We start from the raw sequence: 16,326 nt of genomic DNA, 5'->3' as shown, positions 1-16,326 counted from the left end.
GATGAGGTTCATGAGGCATTTAGCTGTTTTCAATATCAAAGTAAGACAAGTCTTGTCACTAGTACCCATTGGGGTATTTGTTATCACTGCTTCATTATCCCATGTGGTTAGCGCTGAATCGCTTTCGTTTGCAAATGCATGGAAACAGTTATTAACTGTCAGTGATAAATTAAAAGCCCAATCCCAAGAAGTCAGCCGTGCTGAAGCTGAAGAGCGAGCCGGTGAAGACATGAATTTGCCTTCATTAAATCTTGCTGGTAGCTATACCCGTCTTGAAAAGCCCATTGAATTAGATTTACGAGATCTGAATCCAATTGCTGCAATTGACCCTGGTGCGCTTCCTCCAGCACTGGGTGAAGCGTTAGCGGCTATTCCTGGCTCTTTATTTGTGACTCCTTTTACTGAGCAGGATATTTTCCGTGCTAGCTTACAAGCTATGTGGCCAATCTATACTGGCGGTAAAATTACTGCGGCTCAAGGTATTCATGCTGCTCATGTCGAAGAGAAAAAACATCAATATTCGCTTACCTCTAGAGACATGTTTAATCAGCTTGTTGATCGTTACTTTGCTGTGGCGGTAACAGAAACCTTAGTGGCAACGAATCAGCAATTAGTGGACTCATTAACGGAACATGAGTCTCACGCACAAAAACTAGAACGTGAAGGACAAATTGCAAAAGTTGAACGCTTAAATGCACAAGTGGCACTAGAAAATGCCAAAGTAAACCTTGGCAGTGCAAAGCGTCAGCATGAAATGGCTCAAATTGCTCTATCAAGAATGCTGCATTTACCTGAATCTGATCCTACTTCAGGGTTATTCAGTTTGCCTCAGTCGCCGTCTTTACCTCGGTTAAGTCAGTTGACCTTAACGCAGCACCCTGCGCTCAAATTACTGGAAGCGAAAGAAGCGCAAGCCAATGGTCTCATTCAACTAGAGAAAGGTCGCTACCATCCAACAGTGTTTTTATATGGTAATTACACCTTATATGAAGACGATAGCTTGTTTTCACAAATTGAACCTGACTGGATGGTTGGAGTGGGGGTAAACGTGCCTATCTTTAGCCGTGATGGTCGCAGTGGCAAAGTTGAGGCTGCACAAAGTGCTTTACTGCAAGCTAAGTATACCAAGGCGCAAACCCAACAAGACCTGAGTTTGCTGCTTGATCAAAGTTATCGACAACTACAACAGGCCGATGAAGAAGTAAAAGCATTGAATGCCTCATTAGCGTTAGCAACAGAGAACCTTCGCCTACGTGAACTGGCCTTTAATCAGGGGCTATCAACATCCATTGATCGAGTGGATGCTGAATTAAAATTAAGTGCAGTTAAAACTCAGCAGCTTGGGGCGCAATATCGTTTCGTGCAAGCTTATGCAAGGCTAATGACAATTAGTGGCCAATTAGATGAATTTATCGGACGCACCCAACTTCAGGAGAATCAAAATGCGGGCTAATCGAATTATTGCTGTTATCGCCATTCTTATCCTGTTGGGGATACTGGGTTATGGCCTGAAACTAGCATTTGAGCCAAAAGAAAACCTGTTACAAGGGCAAATAGAGGCTCGTGAATACAATATCTCATCTAAAGTACCGGGTAGAGTTGAGCAAGTGATGGTACGCCGAGGCGATAAAGTTGCAGTTGGTGATTTACTGTATGCGATTAATAGTCCTGAGTTAGATGCAAAGTTAATGCAAGCTGAAGGGGGGCGTGATGCTGCCAAAGCCATGCAACAAGAAGCGGATAACGGGGCTCGTCAGCAACAAGTGACAGCGGCGAAAGAGCAATGGTTAAAAGCCAAAGCGGCAACCGATTTAATGGCAACCACCTATCAGCGAGTTGAAAATCTATTTGATGAAGGTGTTGTTGCCAGACAAAAGCGTGATGAAGCATTTACTCAGTGGAAAGCAGCGCAATATACCGAACAAGCAGCTTTAGCCATGTATCAGATGGCAGATGAAGGGGCAAGAGTAGAAACCAAAGCCGCTGCCGCTGGTAATGCTCGCATGGCAGAAGGTGCAGTGAAGGAAGTCAGTGCAATTTTAGCTGACAGTCAAATGCGATCGCCTAAAAATGCCGAAGTAAGCGAAGTCTTATTACAGGCTGGTGAGCTAGCACCGAGTGGTTTTCCTGTTGTCAGTTTAATTGATATCACTGATGCATGGGCCGTCATGCAAATACGTGAAGACCAATTGGCAGATTTCAAGCAAGGGCAAACGGTTGCCTTAACCATTCCTGCATTAAAGGTTACTGAGGACTTTACCATTGCGCATATTAGCGTGATGGGCAGTTTTGCGACTTGGCGTTCCACTGAAAGTGGCCATGACTTTGATATGCGTACCTTTGAAGTTGAGTTACGCCCCAATCGCCCGATTGCAGATTTAAGAGTCGGCATGTCTGTGCTGTTAAGTGTCAATTAGCATCATTAGTTACAAACTGATTAAGGTGCTTCTTATGACTAAGGTGCGAAGATGCGGGTTTTACTAAAACAAGAATTGAAACGCTTATGGTGTTCACCCTGGCAACTGGCTTTGGTGACATATATTCCGCTAATCAGTATTTTGTGCTTGTGGTGGTTATTCAGTGCTGGGTTACCTCGGCAACTACCTGTGGCTGTAGTTGATCAAGATAATAGCCAACTTACTCGAACCTTAACCCGTAATTTAGCCGCTAATGCCGTAATTAAGCCTATTACCTATACTCAGTTTGCTGATGCAAAGGCTGCGATGACTCAAGCAGAAGTTTACGCTGTGGTTGTGTTTCCGCATGAGTTTAAGCGTAAGTTGTTAACGGGTAGTAGTCCCACCGTCGATATTCGTTATAACAGTCAGTTTTTATTAGTCGGGAAACTATTATCGAGTCAGTTACAGCTGAGTGTAGGCGCTGGGCTCATGGAAGTGGCTGGTATGAAGCAGCTTCTCAATGGTGCTAATCGTGCAACGGTTGCGGTCAACTTAAGTCCTGTCACCAGTCAAACCACGGCCTTGTTTAACCGTAACAACAATTACGTGGGATTTTTGGTTCCTCCCGTGTTAATCGCCTTATTGCAGCTTTTGGCAATGATGGTATTTGTAAACTCATTAAACGATAGTCTCATTCGTCAAGGCGAACAGTATTTATTACCAGCAAAGTTTTGGTGGCATGTTGGCGCTAAAGTGTTGTTTTATACCCCTGTAATGTTAGTGCATGGTGGCTTTATCTTAGCGTGGTTATACGGCGTGTTGCGTTTACCGATTGCGGGTAATCTATTGTTACTGATAGCAGCGCAAGCAATGATGTTTTTAGCATTGTGGACCTTGGTTATTTTGGTATTTTTATTGATGCGTGAACCAGCGAGAAGCGTCAGTTTTTGCACCGCTTTATTCGCCCCAGCTTTTGCATTTATGGGGATCACTTTTCCTGTCAATGATATGCCAGAGTTAGCGCAGTGGTGGCGTTTAATTATGCCTTCTAGTCATTATATCGACTCCCATGTCAGTATTATCAGCTATGGCGCTGGAGCGCTTCAGGTATTGCAGCAAAGTATTTCTTATGGCTACTTTCTTATCGTTTTAGCGTTAGCTTGGGGGTTACATCGTGTTATTTGGAATAAGCAAATTGCGCTGACTACAAGGTCACAAGGTGAAGCTGTAGGGGTCAAGTCATGAGCTGGTTGCAACTGCTATTTGTAGAGCTAAAAGCCATTTTAGCGGATAAAGCCATAGTCGTGACCATGTTTGGTGGCGTGCTGTTTTACTCGGTGCTTTATCCTCTCCCTTATCTGAACCAAGTTCCGACTCAGCAACAAGTGGTTGTGGTTGATCACGACAACTCTTCATTAAGTCGCCAGTTGCTTAGACATGCAGATGCTTCTCCCAAAATTACTATCGTTGCTCAGGTGGGCAGTATTGATATTGCACAGCAATGGATATCAGAGTCGAAAGCCCATGGTTTATTAGTCATTCCAGAAGGGTTTAGGCGTAATTTATTACTCGGTAAAGGAGCCACCTTAAGTTACGGTGGCGATGCGAGCTATTTTTTAATTTATTCAGCTGTTGCTGAAGGATTAATTAGTGCAGGCATGGATGCGGGTCGGCAAATTCAGTTAGTGAGGTTGTTAGCACGAGGAGAAAACCCGCAGCAAGCTGAGCAAAGTTTACATTCAGTCAATATTAATAGCGTCCCTGCATTTAATCCCAGTTTAGGTTACACCCCGTATGTGGTGCCTGGATTGTTTTTACTAATTTTGCACCAAACGTTATTGATTGGTACGGGGATTTTAGGGGCAGGACAATGGCGCAAAAAGGGCTATTGGAATCACGTTTCACCTATGGCATTAATTGGTGCACGTCTGACTGTTTTTAGCGCCATTTATGCTTTGTTTGCGAGCTTTTATCTAGGTTATTGCTTTTATTGGTACGATGTCAGTGTGCAAGCGACTTTAACTGAAGTGGCCTTATTGATGGTGCCGTTTATTTTATCCACTGCGGCATGTGGCATTGCGTTAAGTAGTCTATTTGTAAGGCGAGAGTTACCGACACAAGTCTTGCTGTTAGTGTCGATGCCCATTTTATTTGTGTCTGGCTTTGTGTGGCCTATCGCATTAATTCCTGATCTTTTGGTGCAATTATCCCAAGTGATTCCTGCCGTACCAGCTATTATGGCTATGTTAGAGTTAAGTCAAATGGGCGCAGGTTGGACGAGTGTATTACCTTTATGGATACATATGTGGACCCTGTTTGTGCTATTTCTGTTATTGGCTTTTATTGGTGTGAAGCAACGGCTGAAAACGGAGAATGGTTAAGTAAAAAAATAGGCATTAAAGTGTCCACTTAATGCCTATTGGTTCCACATTCACTGGTTGTCGACAGAGTAAGCTTTGCTGTCGCTGTTGGTCATCTTCCAAATTATAAGGTCCCCGTTTCTAGGCTATTAAGTGCAGCTTCTAAACGAGTCAGATTTTGCTTATAAATCGGGTCTTTAGTCGCTTTTGCGGCTTGTCTAAAGTCTTCTAATGCACCAATATTATCATTTGCCAGCACTTTCATTACGCCTCGGTTATTGAAGGCATATGCGCGCATTCTCATCGACGGTAATGTTTCTTCATTGACTGCCATTCTAACGGCATCACTACACGCTTTTTCAGCAATATCAAATTGAGATAACTTAGTATATCCCACGCATAAGTTAAGGTTACGAGTATAGGTATCAATGGCTGAGTGCTTTGCTGATTTCGTTAACTCAATGCCTTCAATTAAGTCGCCTGATTGAATAGCATCTACGCCAGGTGTGTCTTCAATAAGCACCATTTTATAACGACTATTTTCAGCGGCATCAGCCATAACCATGGGTGAGCTTGCAAGTAATAAGCTTGCTGCGATAAGAGTAGGTAATGTTTTCATCGTGTATTCCTTTGTAGGTAGTAGCGGGTTGCTACGTGGCTAATTTAGGGAATATCTGCTTGGCTGACAAACGAGAAAATTCATTGTGATAGATGAGATTTTTTCACTTATTAGCCGCGCGAGTCTGATTATTGTTGGCCAAAGCGGGCAACTGTCCAATCTATTAATTGCTGAACCTCCACTCTTGCTTCACTTTGCCCGTGTTGCAGTAAGTAGTATTTATCATGACTATTTAAGGCTTCATTAAAGAGTGCCACTAAACTGCCATTTTCAAACCAGGCTTTACTGATAGGCATTGGGATAAGTGCGATGCCAATACCTTGCTCTGCTGCGCGAGCAACGCTAAACATACTGTCCAGTTGAATCACTTGTTTTGGCGAAAAATGCGGTAAGTTAACTGATTCTGCCCATTGTTCCCATGAATGAGGTCTTGCTTGGTGAACAATTAATGGGACTTTAGATATCACCGATAGTCCTTGAGAATGCAACTGCTGAAATTGGTGAGGGTTGCAGGCTGGGATGTACTTTAGCGGAAATAATTCATGGCTATGCTGGTCTTGTTGTTTAGAGCCTGACAGAACAATTGATAGGTCGGTTTGCCCAGTTTGTGCCGCCCTAGTTTTTACTGTATCTAATTTTAAATTTATCTGCGGGTATTCTTGAGACCAGCCGATAAGTTGAGGGACAAATAACTCACTGGCAAAAAACTCTGGCATCGAAATACTTACCTCTAAAGTAGTATTTGTTTGTGCAAATTGGTTTACGGTTTCTGAAAGTTTTACCATGACAGGTGCAACTTGCTGATAAAACTGCTTACCCGCATCAGTGAGCTTGATTGCCCGCGTTTGGCGTATAAAAAGAGGTTGTTGCAGGTTTTGCTCTAATTGCTTGATTTGATGGCTCACTGCTGAAGGCGTGAGGAATAGTTGATTTGCCGTTTCTTTAAAGCTAAGGCATTCGGCTGCAATACAAAAACAACGTAGTCCTCTAAGGGACGTATGCAGTGGTAACATGATGGACTCGTATAATGAAAGCAAGAAATAAGCAATTGCCAAGCCAAGTCGCTTGAGTGCTTTAACTGCCTTTATTCAGTGTGTTAAGGGCTTATAAGTCTAGTTCAGCGCACCAGTATGGTGCAGCTGAACTAGCCTACAATGCATTGTAAAGATTGGGTTCGTTATTACAGCTTATGGTGATGTTTTAGAAATACAGGTTTTCAACAGGCTTGTTGTTTACAAGCATTTCGCACTTGTCGCCTGTGCTTGATTTTGAAGATTGAATGATTCCAGCAACGGCACCAAATGCACCACCTTGATCGCCTAATACCGAACCAAAATAGCATTTACCTTCGATTTTTAAGTCTCGATACTTACTCTTTAGGTTTTGAGTTGGTGTGTATGGTGGAAAGCGCCCTTTCATTAGCGGATCGCCATTAACGGACAGTTCAAGTTTATTTTTTTCAGTATCATAGATACCTGAGAAGACCAAAGTTTGTCCTTCAAATTCAACCGTTTTCTCTTGAGCAACGATAGGTTGAGTTGATGCACATGCAGTGAGTAAAGCGCAGCCAGCAAGTGTGGCTAAAATAGCGGTAGTACGCATTTAAATATCCTTTTAAGCGGTTTTTTAGATTTAATTTTGAGTATTAAACCGTAAGAAAACGAACCCTGTTTTCCCAATTGCGAAAGAGTATATCCTAGTTTTATGATATTTCAATAATAAGAAGCTCGCCGAGGCGAGCTTCTAGATAGTGGGTGATTTACGGGTTAAGCTTGATGACACTAGCTTATGGCACAAGGCATTAGCCCTGTTAAATCATTACCCTATTATCAGATATCACTGCACAGTGACACTCAGGTCTGTTTTCGTAATCAAGCCACCTGGGGTTGTCACTGTTAATGTAATAGAGTCTTGACCCACTTCATCAGCAGCTGTGTAGGTAAACTTAGTGGCAACTTCATCACAGGCATGGCTTGCATCATTAGCTGCGAAGCTATAACACGTCGCGTTAGGAACGGTATAACCCTCGAAGTTGATCGTCCCATTTATGGCTGTCACCGTTAATGTCGATCCTGCTGGCATGACCTGTCTGGCACTGTCATATAGCTCCACTAATACTGTCTGCATTGCTTCAGGTGCCAAGACTAAATTAGTCACTGGATTTCTATCCACGTCGGTAGCGATAATATTAGCGGCTGAACCTGACATGGTCAGTACAGTGGCTGCACGAATGTAAGTTTTGTTCGCTTGGCCTTCACCACAAAGACTGCCTTCGCATTGGGGTCCATTGAATTTACCATCTGGGCCAGAGTAACTTGTATTGCCTTCAGCATTGAAAAACGGTTTGCCAGAAACATAAACACCGACTTCATCATCATCTCTAAAGGCATCACCTAAATCGCTAAAGCCACTTTGATGATAGGTTTCCCTGTCCATGCCATTACCAGTACAAGCGATAAGAGCACCTGCGCTATCTAAACAAGCATTAGCTATGGCTGTTCCATCAGCATCATCAAAGATGTTATTGCCGTTAGTATCAAAGAAAGTTTCATGTCCTAACGCGTAAGCGAGCACTGTTACACGATGATCAGCTGGTCGTGGATCGGCTGATGTCCATATCACAGAACAAGTCCCATTAACCGTTGAGCATGAAGGCTGGATTTGGCCACCTTCAGTTGTGAAGTTGACCGTAGTGTCATCAGGTGCTGGGTTACCAAAGCTGTCTGATGCAAATACTGTTATGGTGACTTCTTCACCGTTATTGTTTCCCGCCTCTGGGTTAAATAACGAAGGAGAAATGCTAAAGCCTAATTGCTGAGGTAAACCGGTATTCACGGTTAGTTGCTCAGACTGCGTTGTGATGACATCACCCGTATCGCTGTCGGTTGCAGAGGCAAGCACACGCACAGGGGTAGGGATAGTGCCAGATTGAACAGTCACGGTAACTAACCCCTCACTATTGCTGGTTGCTTCACTGCTAATCTCACCATTTGAAAAGCTTAGCCCACCCACAATGGTATCTAAGCTGAAGTCAACAGATTGCTGGGCAGCAGGCTGACCGCTGGCACTACTTATTAAAAATGTCACTAATGACGTTTCTGTTGAGCCAGTTCCGCCTGCCCCTTTAATACGAATTTGTGTAGGTTCGGCAGATATAAAGCTTAGGCTACCAAGCGTTTGGCGTTCTAAGGAAAAATCAAATGTTGCACTAAAAGTTTCGCTACCAACAACCGCTGAAGCCACAATTTGCTCACTACGAACACTATTGCCGCTGCAGCTTGTATCTTGGTATGTTGAACTTGCACGCCCTGCAGAGGTGGTCACAGGAGAGTCTATACTGGCATCAGTACTGGCGACACAATCAGAGGTGAATGAAATGCTGGTTGGGGTTTGTAAAGGAGCAAAGCTGCCGTCATCGGCTTCTACAATAATATCAGCTATCACGCCAAAGCTTGCGCCCGCACCAATAACGTAATCGCCGTCAGTATCTGCAATTAATGTTGAGCCTAACTGATTTTCGTGGAAAGTATTACTGTCATCAATATAACCAAACTTGAGCGTACCATCAGGTATCACTTCATCACCGGCAAGTACTTCATATGCACTGGTGCCTGATACAGTTTCACCATTAAATTCAGTACTGGCTACTAAGGTGTAGGCACCTAGCTCTTCAGTCGATGCAGTATAGCTTATTGTCGCCACACCTTCGGCTGATGTGAGTGCTGTGTTTGGAGATAAACTCGCATTACCTGCTTGGAATGTTACTAGCTGATTGACGATGGGTTGGTTAGTGCCGTCGAGCACATTGGCCGTTAAGATAACAGCATCATCAATTTTGAAACTGGTTACCGTTTGACCTGCTTGAGTAATGCTAGAAACCACAGAAATGGTGTCAGGTGTCGGGACAGTATTGGTGTCTTCGAATTGATAATTACGGGTTGCCGTAACGCTATCTGCATCAGTTGGTGTATGGCTGACTAAAAGGCTGCCAGCACCGACATCGCCACTTGAACTAATAAAAACGCTTGCTAAACCATCGCTGTCAGTGAGCTTACTATCTGCACTTGCTTCACCAAAGTCAGGTGAAAAGTTGATAATCGCACCACTAACATCACTATTAGAAAGTGTTAAATGGGCTACTGCACAAAAACTTTCGTTGATATCAAAAGTGAGTGAGTCGGTGGCTGCATCACATTGTCCGTTTACTACCGTTTGGTAGCTAACACTAATGCTATAACTGCCGTCCTCTCCTCCGTTATCACCATTGTCATCTGAAGGGCCATTACAACCGATGAGAAAACCAAGTGAAGCGATTGATAAAGGTAGTGCGTATTTTATTTTTTTTAGTAGCATCAGCAACATCCCTGTAATGAGTATATTTAGTCTGCTAAACCAGCGCGTAAGTATTTGAATAGTTCTTTGTGAGATTTTGATTCTGCATCAGGACTCTTAGTGAGTTCTTTATTTGCTTGGCGAATCAGTTGACGTAACTTTTGACGTTCAAATGCAGGGTTGTCAGCCAATAATGCTTCTACTTCCTCATTTGGGTTTTCAAGTAAACGAGCACGTAACTTCTCAATAATTTGTACTTGAGCAGTTTCATTGTTGTTTTTATTCAATACGTTATCAAGCGCTGTAATAATCGGTTCGTGATCGAATCCGCGCATAAGTTTGCCGATGTACTGAAGGTGACGACGGTAAGCTTCTGTTTTAGGTTTGATGCTTTTTGTTTTTAGTACAGCATCATATAAAAATTCGTCTAAACCAACTTTGTCTAGCTGTGATTTACTTAGGGCAATAAGTCGCATGCCAAGCGCTTGAGCTTCCTCACTTTCTTTTTTGAACTCTGTTCTGCTGACGTAATCATCGTCATTGTCATATGGCTGATGGAAGTGGTCGGAATCGCCAACAATTTTCATAGTAAATAACCTCTAATAAATATCCGTGAATAATAACACTTCAAGGGGCATTGCGGCCACTGAATAACGGCTAAGTCGTCAATTTTGCGTAAATCTATTTGTGTTCATTAAGTGATAATTCAACATGATAACTAAAGGTTAGTTTATTTAAGGCAATTTGTGCGCTTAAATCCTTGTTTTGATGGTTATCAATACAGTTTTGAATTTGATATGCTAGTGCCAACAATGGAAACTGAAGAGTAAGTGTGTGTCTACCAATAAAATTGATACTGAATTAGCGGCGCTAAAAGATGCCGTTGCTGTTGCATTAGAGCATGCTAAAAAATTAGGCACCAGTGCTGCAGAAGTGGCGATAAGCAAGCAGCAAGGCTTATCGGTTTCAACCCGTGAAAAGGAAGTTGAAACGGTTGAATTTAATAAAGATGGCGCACTAGGTATTACGGTTTATCGTGATGGCTGTAAAGGCAGTTCATCCACGTCAGATTTAAGTCCTGAAGCGATTGCTGTCGCCGTTAAGGCCGCTGATGATATCGCAAAGTACACTTCATCTGATCCATTTAGCGGTCTTGCTGATAAAGCGCTTATGGCAGAAACCATTCGTGATTTAGACTTATACCATCCGCAAGACATTTCACCTGATGAGTTAGCACAGCTTGCTATACGTGCCGAAGAAGCCAGTTTGTCAGTTGATGAACAAGTGAAACATTCTGACGGCGCAACTGCTAACGCTCATACTGCAGCAAAGGTTTACGGGAATAGTCATGGCTTTTTAAACGGCTATTGTAGCTCTCGCTATAGTTTAAGTTGTGTCGTTATTGGTGAAGAAGCCGATGGCAATATGCAACGTGATTACGATTACACCATTGCCCGTAAATATAATGAGTTAATGACACCTGAGTCGGTTGGTTTATTGGCTGCAAATAAGACATTAAATCGCTTAAATGCACGTAAGATCCCTACGGCAAACTTGCCTGTATTGTTTTCTCCAGAAATTGCGACAGGACTCATAGGGCATTTAGTGGGGGCTATTAGTGGGAGTAGCTTGTATCGTAAATCAAGCTTTTTACAAGACTCAATCCATACCCAACTATTCCCTGAATGGTTTAGTATTGAAGAAAACCCGCATTTGATTGGTGCACTTGCTAGTGCTAACTATGATAGTGAAGGGGTGGCGACACAACAGCGTCAGATCATTGATCGTGGCCAATTAGAAACGTATCTCTTAACTAGCTATTCTGCACGTAAACTTGGCCTAACTAATACGGGTCATGCTGGTGGCATTTATAACTGGACATTAAGTCATACAGGCCAAACCTTTGATGAGCTCATTAAGCAAATGGGCATAGGGTTAATTGTGACGGAAGTGATGGGACAAGGCGTGAATATGGTCACAGGTGATTATTCACGTGGTGCTGCTGGGTTTTATGTTGAAAACGGCGAGATTCAATTCCCTGTTGAAGAAATTACCATTGCAGGTAATTTAAAAGATATGTTTATGGGAATTCAAGCTGTCGCGAAAGATCAAGATTTACGCTCCTCTATTCGCACTGGCGGTATTTTATTAAGTGATATGAAAATCGCTGGTAGTTAAGCCAATTGTTGACTTAACCCATTAGAGCACTGCTTAGGCGGTGCTTTTTTATATCTTTAAAATAGTTGAGTTCCCCGAATAAATAGCCATTTACGCAGGCTTTATCTTCTTTACACTTCTTTACGGTCAATTACATCCGTGCTCTGTCCTATCTCCTGAGAATGTAATTAAACAGTTAATGGAGTGAGTATGTTTAACGAAAATGTATGTAGTTTGATGATGGTTTGCTTGGGAAGTGTTTCATTAGCAGCATGTGATTCGATTGATGGCAGCAGTGATGATGATTCGGATTCTGTTGCGTACGTACAATTTTATAATGCCTCAGCGGATAGCACAGCAACATCATTAGTTTTAGATGACTACCAATACACCGACGTTGAATTTGGTGATGCAATGCCACGTTACGGATATGATACGGGTAGTGTTGATATGGAAATCTATGGTCTGGATGAATATGAGGATACTGTCAGTATTTATAGCCAGACGATTAGTTTGAGTAATGAGGCAAATCACTTATATGTGCTTTACGGTGATTATGTTTCACCTGAGTTATTAGATATCGAATATGATCGCAGTGATATGGATGATATCAATGATGACGAGGATAGTGACGACAGTAAAATGCAGGTATTGGTTGCCAATGTAACCAGTGAAGATAACGCTTATGACGCCTATATCTCGCTTGATAGTGACAGTTATCAAGATGCCACTATGATAGGCAGTATCAACTACGGTGGTTATACCTCAGAGCTGATGCTAAATACCGATGAGTACATCATTTACCTGACAGAGCAGGGCACAGATAATGTGGTTTATACCACTGATAGCATGAGCTTAACCAGTGAAACGGTTTATAAGTTTGTTCTAAGAAATAGTTTTGGCTCTGGCGATTTAAAAATCACTTTGGACAGTGTTGATTCAACATCAACCCCTGTGACTTACACCAATATTGATTCAACGGCCGACTTTAGAGTGTTCAATGGTTTAGAAGATACCACGTTAGATATTGATGTCGTAAGTAAGTTAGAGTCCCACTATTTGAAAGACATTACGCCATTTACTACCAGTGAGTATTCGCAAACAGGGTTTAATGATTATGGTGTGACGGTAACCAATGCGGAGACTAGCGAAGTCATTTTAGACAATGTGCTTGTGACGTTTAACCAAGACGACATCCGCACTTTATTGTTGTATCGAGATGATACTGTCAAAGGCATGGTGATAGAGCATGACCTTCGCCCAAGAGCTTATGAATATAATGTTGATGTCGCTAACCTATCTCAAGATTACGATGATGTGATTGTGTACTTTGTCAGCAGCACTGAAACCATTGAGTCAGCACAATACACCATTGAAAACCTCGATTTTGAAGAGCAAGATAGCTTGGTTATGCCGCAAGATGATTATGAAATAAATGTCGTATATGAATCTGATAACGGCACACAGACCTTGCTATACCAGTCTGATTTAATCAGTTTTGATGGTGACACGAATTACAGCTTTGTACTTACCCAAGATAGCCAAAGTCAGTTTGGCTATACATTACACCAATTGTAATCTTTCGTAGAGTGCCAATAACATTACTGCGAATGGAAGCAGTTTCATAAAAAATGCCGATAGTTGATGCTATCGGCATTTTTGTTATGAGGCTTTGGCCTGTCGATGTTTGAGCTTTAAAGCATGCGTCGTTATCAAAGCTATTTAGGCTGTTTGATAGTTACTTAAAATTCGGCCTAAGTTGGCTGATGCTTCAGATAAATCAGCAACACCACTTGATGACTGATTAGCAAGATCTCTGATGGTATTAGACTTAACACGAATTTCCGTCAGCTCTTTAGCAATATCGTTTGCCACCGCGCTTTGTTCTTCTGAAGAGGTTGAAATATGGAAACTCATGTCCATAATCGAACGAGAAGACTCGGCAATTGAGTTCACGTCTGTCCCAATGTTGGCAATTAAATCACTGCTACTTTGCGCTTGCTTAACTGTATCTTGGGTAATGCTATCAATGTTAAGGGTTTCAGATTGCAATTGCTCAATCATGCTTTGGATTTCAACCGTTGCTGATTGTGTACGACTGGCTAAGGTACGGACTTCGTCTGCAACGACGGCAAAGCCTCGTCCCATTTCACCCGCTCGAGCTGCTTCAATAGCGGCATTTAATGCCAATAGGTTCGTTTGTTCTGAAATAGCATTAATGGTAGTAATCACTTCATTAATTTTGGTCGCGTTTTCTTTCAAGCTGCCTACGGAGTCTGAGGTTTTTTCAATGTATGTTGATAATTGCTCAATCTCTTCGATTGCTCTTTTTACACGATTGTAGCTTTGCTTAGTGTATTCAGAATCTTGCTCAACTTGCTGCGTGGCGTTTTTAGCAATGTTTGATACCTCTAACGACGATGCCGTCATTTCTTCCATCGCAGTCGCAACAGAGTCTAAAGAGACATATTGTTGATCTATTTGCTCGGCGCTTTGCTGTGTTTCATCGGCAAATGAAGACGAGGTATGGTGCAAGGTATCTGCACTTTGCTTAACCGTCACAACCAGTTCGGTTAATGTGTCCATCGCTTTATCTAATGCGCAACCTATGGTGCCGAACTCATCACGACCTGGGTGGAAGCCCAAGCGAGACGTTAAATCACCATTGCCAATTTTTTTAGTGGTATCCCACAGCACGAAAAGTGCGCCGCCAATAAAGGTCGCATTCCAATAAATCACTAATGCAAAAGGCAGTACCCATAAATACGTGAGCAATAAGCTATAAAGTGCCGCTTGTTTGGCATCTGCCTCTAGTTGATAAACAGACTGGTTAAGCGAGAAGTATTGTCCATTTGATTGCATTACTGCGGTAATGTTGTTGCCATTACGTTCGCTTTGCTGATGATAAGTCGATACCGATAAGCCAGTGGTTGCAGCTTGTTCGATTTGATCAGTGGCGATAAGCGTATTAACTGTGGTGTTGACCTTTTCAGTTAACATTGCCATTGATTGTTGTTCTATCTGATCGATACGGTCTAGGTAGGTATTAATTGAGACAAAGCTCAATATTACTAAGAATAACCCGAAAATTGCCCAGAACTTGTCGTTAATAGACATTTTGATAAACAGTTTATCAATATTACGAAATTCAACTTGTTTCATAAAATCAGCACTTGAATAGAAGAAATTAATTGGATTCTAGAGCAGGTGGCGTCGATTTGATATGGTTTTTTCACAAAAAAAGCGCTTTTTTATCGGTTATGCTACATAGGGAACATTGACTCAACAAACGCTGGCGCAGTCTGATTATACACACCTTAAAACAGTGCTAAGTAAAGATGTGTTTTCATTTATTTATTCAATAAATTAACCATGAAACGCCTAAAGGCATTTTCAAAGGCATGTAATAAATCCATATCGTGATCGAGAATGTGGTTCATCGCGCCATAAGAGACTGCTTGATGGGCATAACAGATCCCTTCGGCTAAGTGCCAAGCTTCATGAAGCGCCTCCATATCAGCATAACTTTGCCATTGGGATAAATAGGCTTGAACAATTTGCTGCTTTGCAGGTGTTTTTTCCATGCGAAAGACATAGGTGCCATCGATAAATGGGTGGCTAATACATGCATCACTCCAATCAAAATAGATAAACGGCTCGCTTGCTTGTTCAGTTGCTAATGCATTATTGGGTGCAATATTTTCGATGTGTAAATCACTATGCACTAAGGTGTTAGGGAGGCCAAGTTGCAGCAATGCATTAATCTGTTGTGTCAATTTAGTCATGACCTCGCTGATTTGCGCAGCAGATTGTGGCATGTCCTTAGGTAGGCGAGCGGTTATGTTGTCATCAGCAAACATGGCTGTTAATTGATCGGGTAAGTTACGAATATCACGTTGTATGCAGCCAGAATCGATTAATTTATCGAGATGCTGGATAGAGCGCTGCTGCAATTTTGCAAAGGCATTAAAGGGGAGCGCCCAATCTGACAATGGCACAGTATCAACAAAAGCAGTGCCAAAATCAGCGGTTAGTAACCATTGTTGCCTAGGTTCATAAGCCAGCGTGGTTGCTATAGCATTTGGAAAAAGGTCATACAATGTTGCACATAACTGCGATTCATTAGAAAACAAAGGTAGTGAAGCAGTGGCTTTAAAAAATACATCACCTTTGTTTGTCTTTTGTTTATAAACGTACCCGAGACTCCAGCCTTTTATCAGCGCTAACGAACCAATAATTTGGTAATCCAGCTCCCCTAATGATCGATTTACCCACTGCTGTGCTTGCTTGGGCCAATCAGGTTGTAACCAAGATTGAGATGTTACCTGTGTCATTAAGCGACCTTAAATGTGAATGTACGTTTGCTTACGATTATTGTTGATCTTTTTTATACTTTAAATTCAGTTGCTTATTTGGATTTGAGTGCAGTCGCGGGCTGAGGTTATATTACTGTGATTGC

Annotated in this window: 13 protein-coding genes; 6 read left to right on the top strand and 7 right to left on the bottom strand. The window is 42.2% G+C overall.

Features of this window, described 5'->3' with window-relative positions; translation table 11 throughout:
• The first annotated feature begins 10 nt into the window (after positions 1 to 10).
• The 4 genes from AB4128_RS01855 to AB4128_RS01840 are packed head-to-tail and all read left to right on the top strand — an operon-like array spanning position 11 to position 4,780.
• Positions 11 to 1,453 (top strand): TolC family protein, encoded by a 1,443-nt coding sequence (locus AB4128_RS01855; RefSeq protein WP_144430117.1) that lies wholly within the window; start codon positions 11 to 13, stop codon positions 1,451 to 1,453.
• Positions 1,443 to 2,417: an HlyD family secretion protein gene (locus AB4128_RS01850; RefSeq protein WP_055022900.1), complete on the top strand. Its 975-nt coding sequence runs from the start codon at positions 1,443 to 1,445 to the stop codon at positions 2,415 to 2,417. Before AB4128_RS01855 ends, AB4128_RS01850 begins: the two co-directional genes overlap by 11 nt.
• Before the next feature lie 51 nt (positions 2,418 to 2,468).
• Positions 2,469 to 3,644 carry an ABC transporter permease gene (locus tag AB4128_RS01845; protein WP_372036555.1) on the top strand — a complete coding sequence of 392 codons (1,176 nt, stop codon included), beginning with the start codon at positions 2,469 to 2,471 and terminating at the stop codon, positions 3,642 to 3,644.
• Positions 3,641 to 4,780, top strand: a complete 1,140-nt coding sequence (locus AB4128_RS01840; RefSeq protein ID WP_372036553.1) for an ABC transporter permease — start codon at positions 3,641 to 3,643, stop codon at positions 4,778 to 4,780. Before AB4128_RS01845 ends, AB4128_RS01840 begins: the two co-directional genes overlap by 4 nt.
• A 103-nt stretch (positions 4,781 to 4,883) precedes the next feature.
• Here AB4128_RS01840 and AB4128_RS01835 read toward each other — a convergent pair whose 3' ends face one another.
• From AB4128_RS01835 to yjgA, 5 genes are all read right to left on the bottom strand, one after another.
• Positions 4,884 to 5,378, bottom strand: coding sequence for a hypothetical protein (locus AB4128_RS01835; RefSeq protein WP_080914748.1), 495 nt, complete (start codon positions 5,376 to 5,378; stop codon positions 4,884 to 4,886).
• 128 nt (positions 5,379 to 5,506) lie between these two features.
• Positions 5,507 to 6,382, bottom strand: a complete 876-nt coding sequence (locus AB4128_RS01830) for a LysR substrate-binding domain-containing protein (RefSeq protein WP_372036612.1) — start codon at positions 6,380 to 6,382, stop codon at positions 5,507 to 5,509.
• Between the two features lie 196 nt (positions 6,383 to 6,578).
• Positions 6,579 to 6,980: a hypothetical protein gene (locus AB4128_RS01825; protein ID WP_055022895.1), complete on the bottom strand. Its 402-nt coding sequence runs from the start codon at positions 6,978 to 6,980 to the stop codon at positions 6,579 to 6,581.
• Positions 6,981 to 7,214: 234 nt separating this feature from the next.
• Entirely contained in the window at positions 7,215 to 9,731 is a 2,517-nt protein-coding gene (locus AB4128_RS01820) for an Ig-like domain-containing protein (protein WP_372036550.1), read from the bottom strand.
• Positions 9,732 to 9,757: 26 nt separating this feature from the next.
• Entirely contained in the window at positions 9,758 to 10,297 is a 540-nt protein-coding gene (gene yjgA / locus AB4128_RS01815; protein WP_055022893.1) for a ribosome biogenesis factor YjgA, read from the bottom strand.
• A 247-nt stretch (positions 10,298 to 10,544) separates the two neighbouring features.
• Here yjgA and pmbA point away from each other — a divergent pair, with 247 nt between their 5' ends.
• Together pmbA and AB4128_RS01805 are read left to right on the top strand one after the other, a co-directional pair.
• Positions 10,545 to 11,888 (top strand): metalloprotease PmbA, encoded by a 1,344-nt coding sequence (gene pmbA / locus AB4128_RS01810; RefSeq protein ID WP_372036548.1) that lies wholly within the window; start codon positions 10,545 to 10,547, stop codon positions 11,886 to 11,888.
• Between the two features lie 189 nt (positions 11,889 to 12,077).
• On the top strand, positions 12,078 to 13,445 hold the full coding sequence (locus AB4128_RS01805) for a hypothetical protein (RefSeq protein ID WP_372036545.1): 1,368 nt from the start codon (positions 12,078 to 12,080) through the stop codon (positions 13,443 to 13,445).
• A gap of 144 nt (positions 13,446 to 13,589) precedes the next feature.
• Here AB4128_RS01805 and AB4128_RS01800 read toward each other — a convergent pair whose 3' ends face one another.
• Together AB4128_RS01800 and AB4128_RS01795 are read right to left on the bottom strand one after the other, a co-directional pair.
• Entirely contained in the window at positions 13,590 to 15,029 is a 1,440-nt protein-coding gene (locus tag AB4128_RS01800) for a methyl-accepting chemotaxis protein (protein WP_055022890.1), read from the bottom strand.
• A 188-nt stretch (positions 15,030 to 15,217) separates the two neighbouring features.
• Positions 15,218 to 16,201: a hypothetical protein gene (locus AB4128_RS01795; RefSeq protein ID WP_372036543.1), complete on the bottom strand. Its 984-nt coding sequence runs from the start codon at positions 16,199 to 16,201 to the stop codon at positions 15,218 to 15,220.
• Between the last annotated feature and the right edge of the window lie 125 nt (positions 16,202 to 16,326).

Source organism: Shewanella sp. 10N.286.52.A9 (assembly GCF_041468985.1).
GTDB lineage: Bacteria > Pseudomonadota > Gammaproteobacteria > Enterobacterales > Shewanellaceae > Shewanella > Shewanella japonica.
This window is presented reverse-complemented; position numbering and strand designations above follow the sequence as displayed.

Excerpts from the sequence above, each read along its gene's own strand:
- AB4128_RS01795 (WP_372036543.1), bottom strand. The coding sequence starts at position 16,201 with ATGACACAGGTAACATCTCAATCTTGGTTACAACCTGATTGGCCCAAG.
- AB4128_RS01805 (WP_372036545.1), top strand. The coding sequence starts at position 12,078 with ATGTTTAACGAAAATGTATGTAGTTTGATGATGGTTTGCTTGGGAAGT.
- AB4128_RS01850 (WP_055022900.1), top strand. The coding sequence starts at position 1,443 with ATGCGGGCTAATCGAATTATTGCTGTTATCGCCATTCTTATCCTGTTG.
- AB4128_RS01820 (WP_372036550.1), bottom strand. The coding sequence starts at position 9,731 with ATGCTACTAAAAAAAATAAAATACGCACTACCTTTATCAATCGCTTCA.
- AB4128_RS01825 (WP_055022895.1), bottom strand. The coding sequence starts at position 6,980 with ATGCGTACTACCGCTATTTTAGCCACACTTGCTGGCTGCGCTTTACTC.
- AB4128_RS01855 (WP_144430117.1), top strand. The coding sequence starts at position 11 with ATGAGGCATTTAGCTGTTTTCAATATCAAAGTAAGACAAGTCTTGTCA.
- AB4128_RS01800 (WP_055022890.1), bottom strand. The coding sequence starts at position 15,029 with ATGAAACAAGTTGAATTTCGTAATATTGATAAACTGTTTATCAAAATG.
- AB4128_RS01835 (WP_080914748.1), bottom strand. The coding sequence starts at position 5,378 with ATGAAAACATTACCTACTCTTATCGCAGCAAGCTTATTACTTGCAAGC.
- AB4128_RS01840 (WP_372036553.1), top strand. The coding sequence starts at position 3,641 with ATGAGCTGGTTGCAACTGCTATTTGTAGAGCTAAAAGCCATTTTAGCG.
- AB4128_RS01845 (WP_372036555.1), top strand. The coding sequence starts at position 2,469 with ATGCGGGTTTTACTAAAACAAGAATTGAAACGCTTATGGTGTTCACCC.
- yjgA (WP_055022893.1), bottom strand. The coding sequence starts at position 10,297 with ATGAAAATTGTTGGCGATTCCGACCACTTCCATCAGCCATATGACAAT.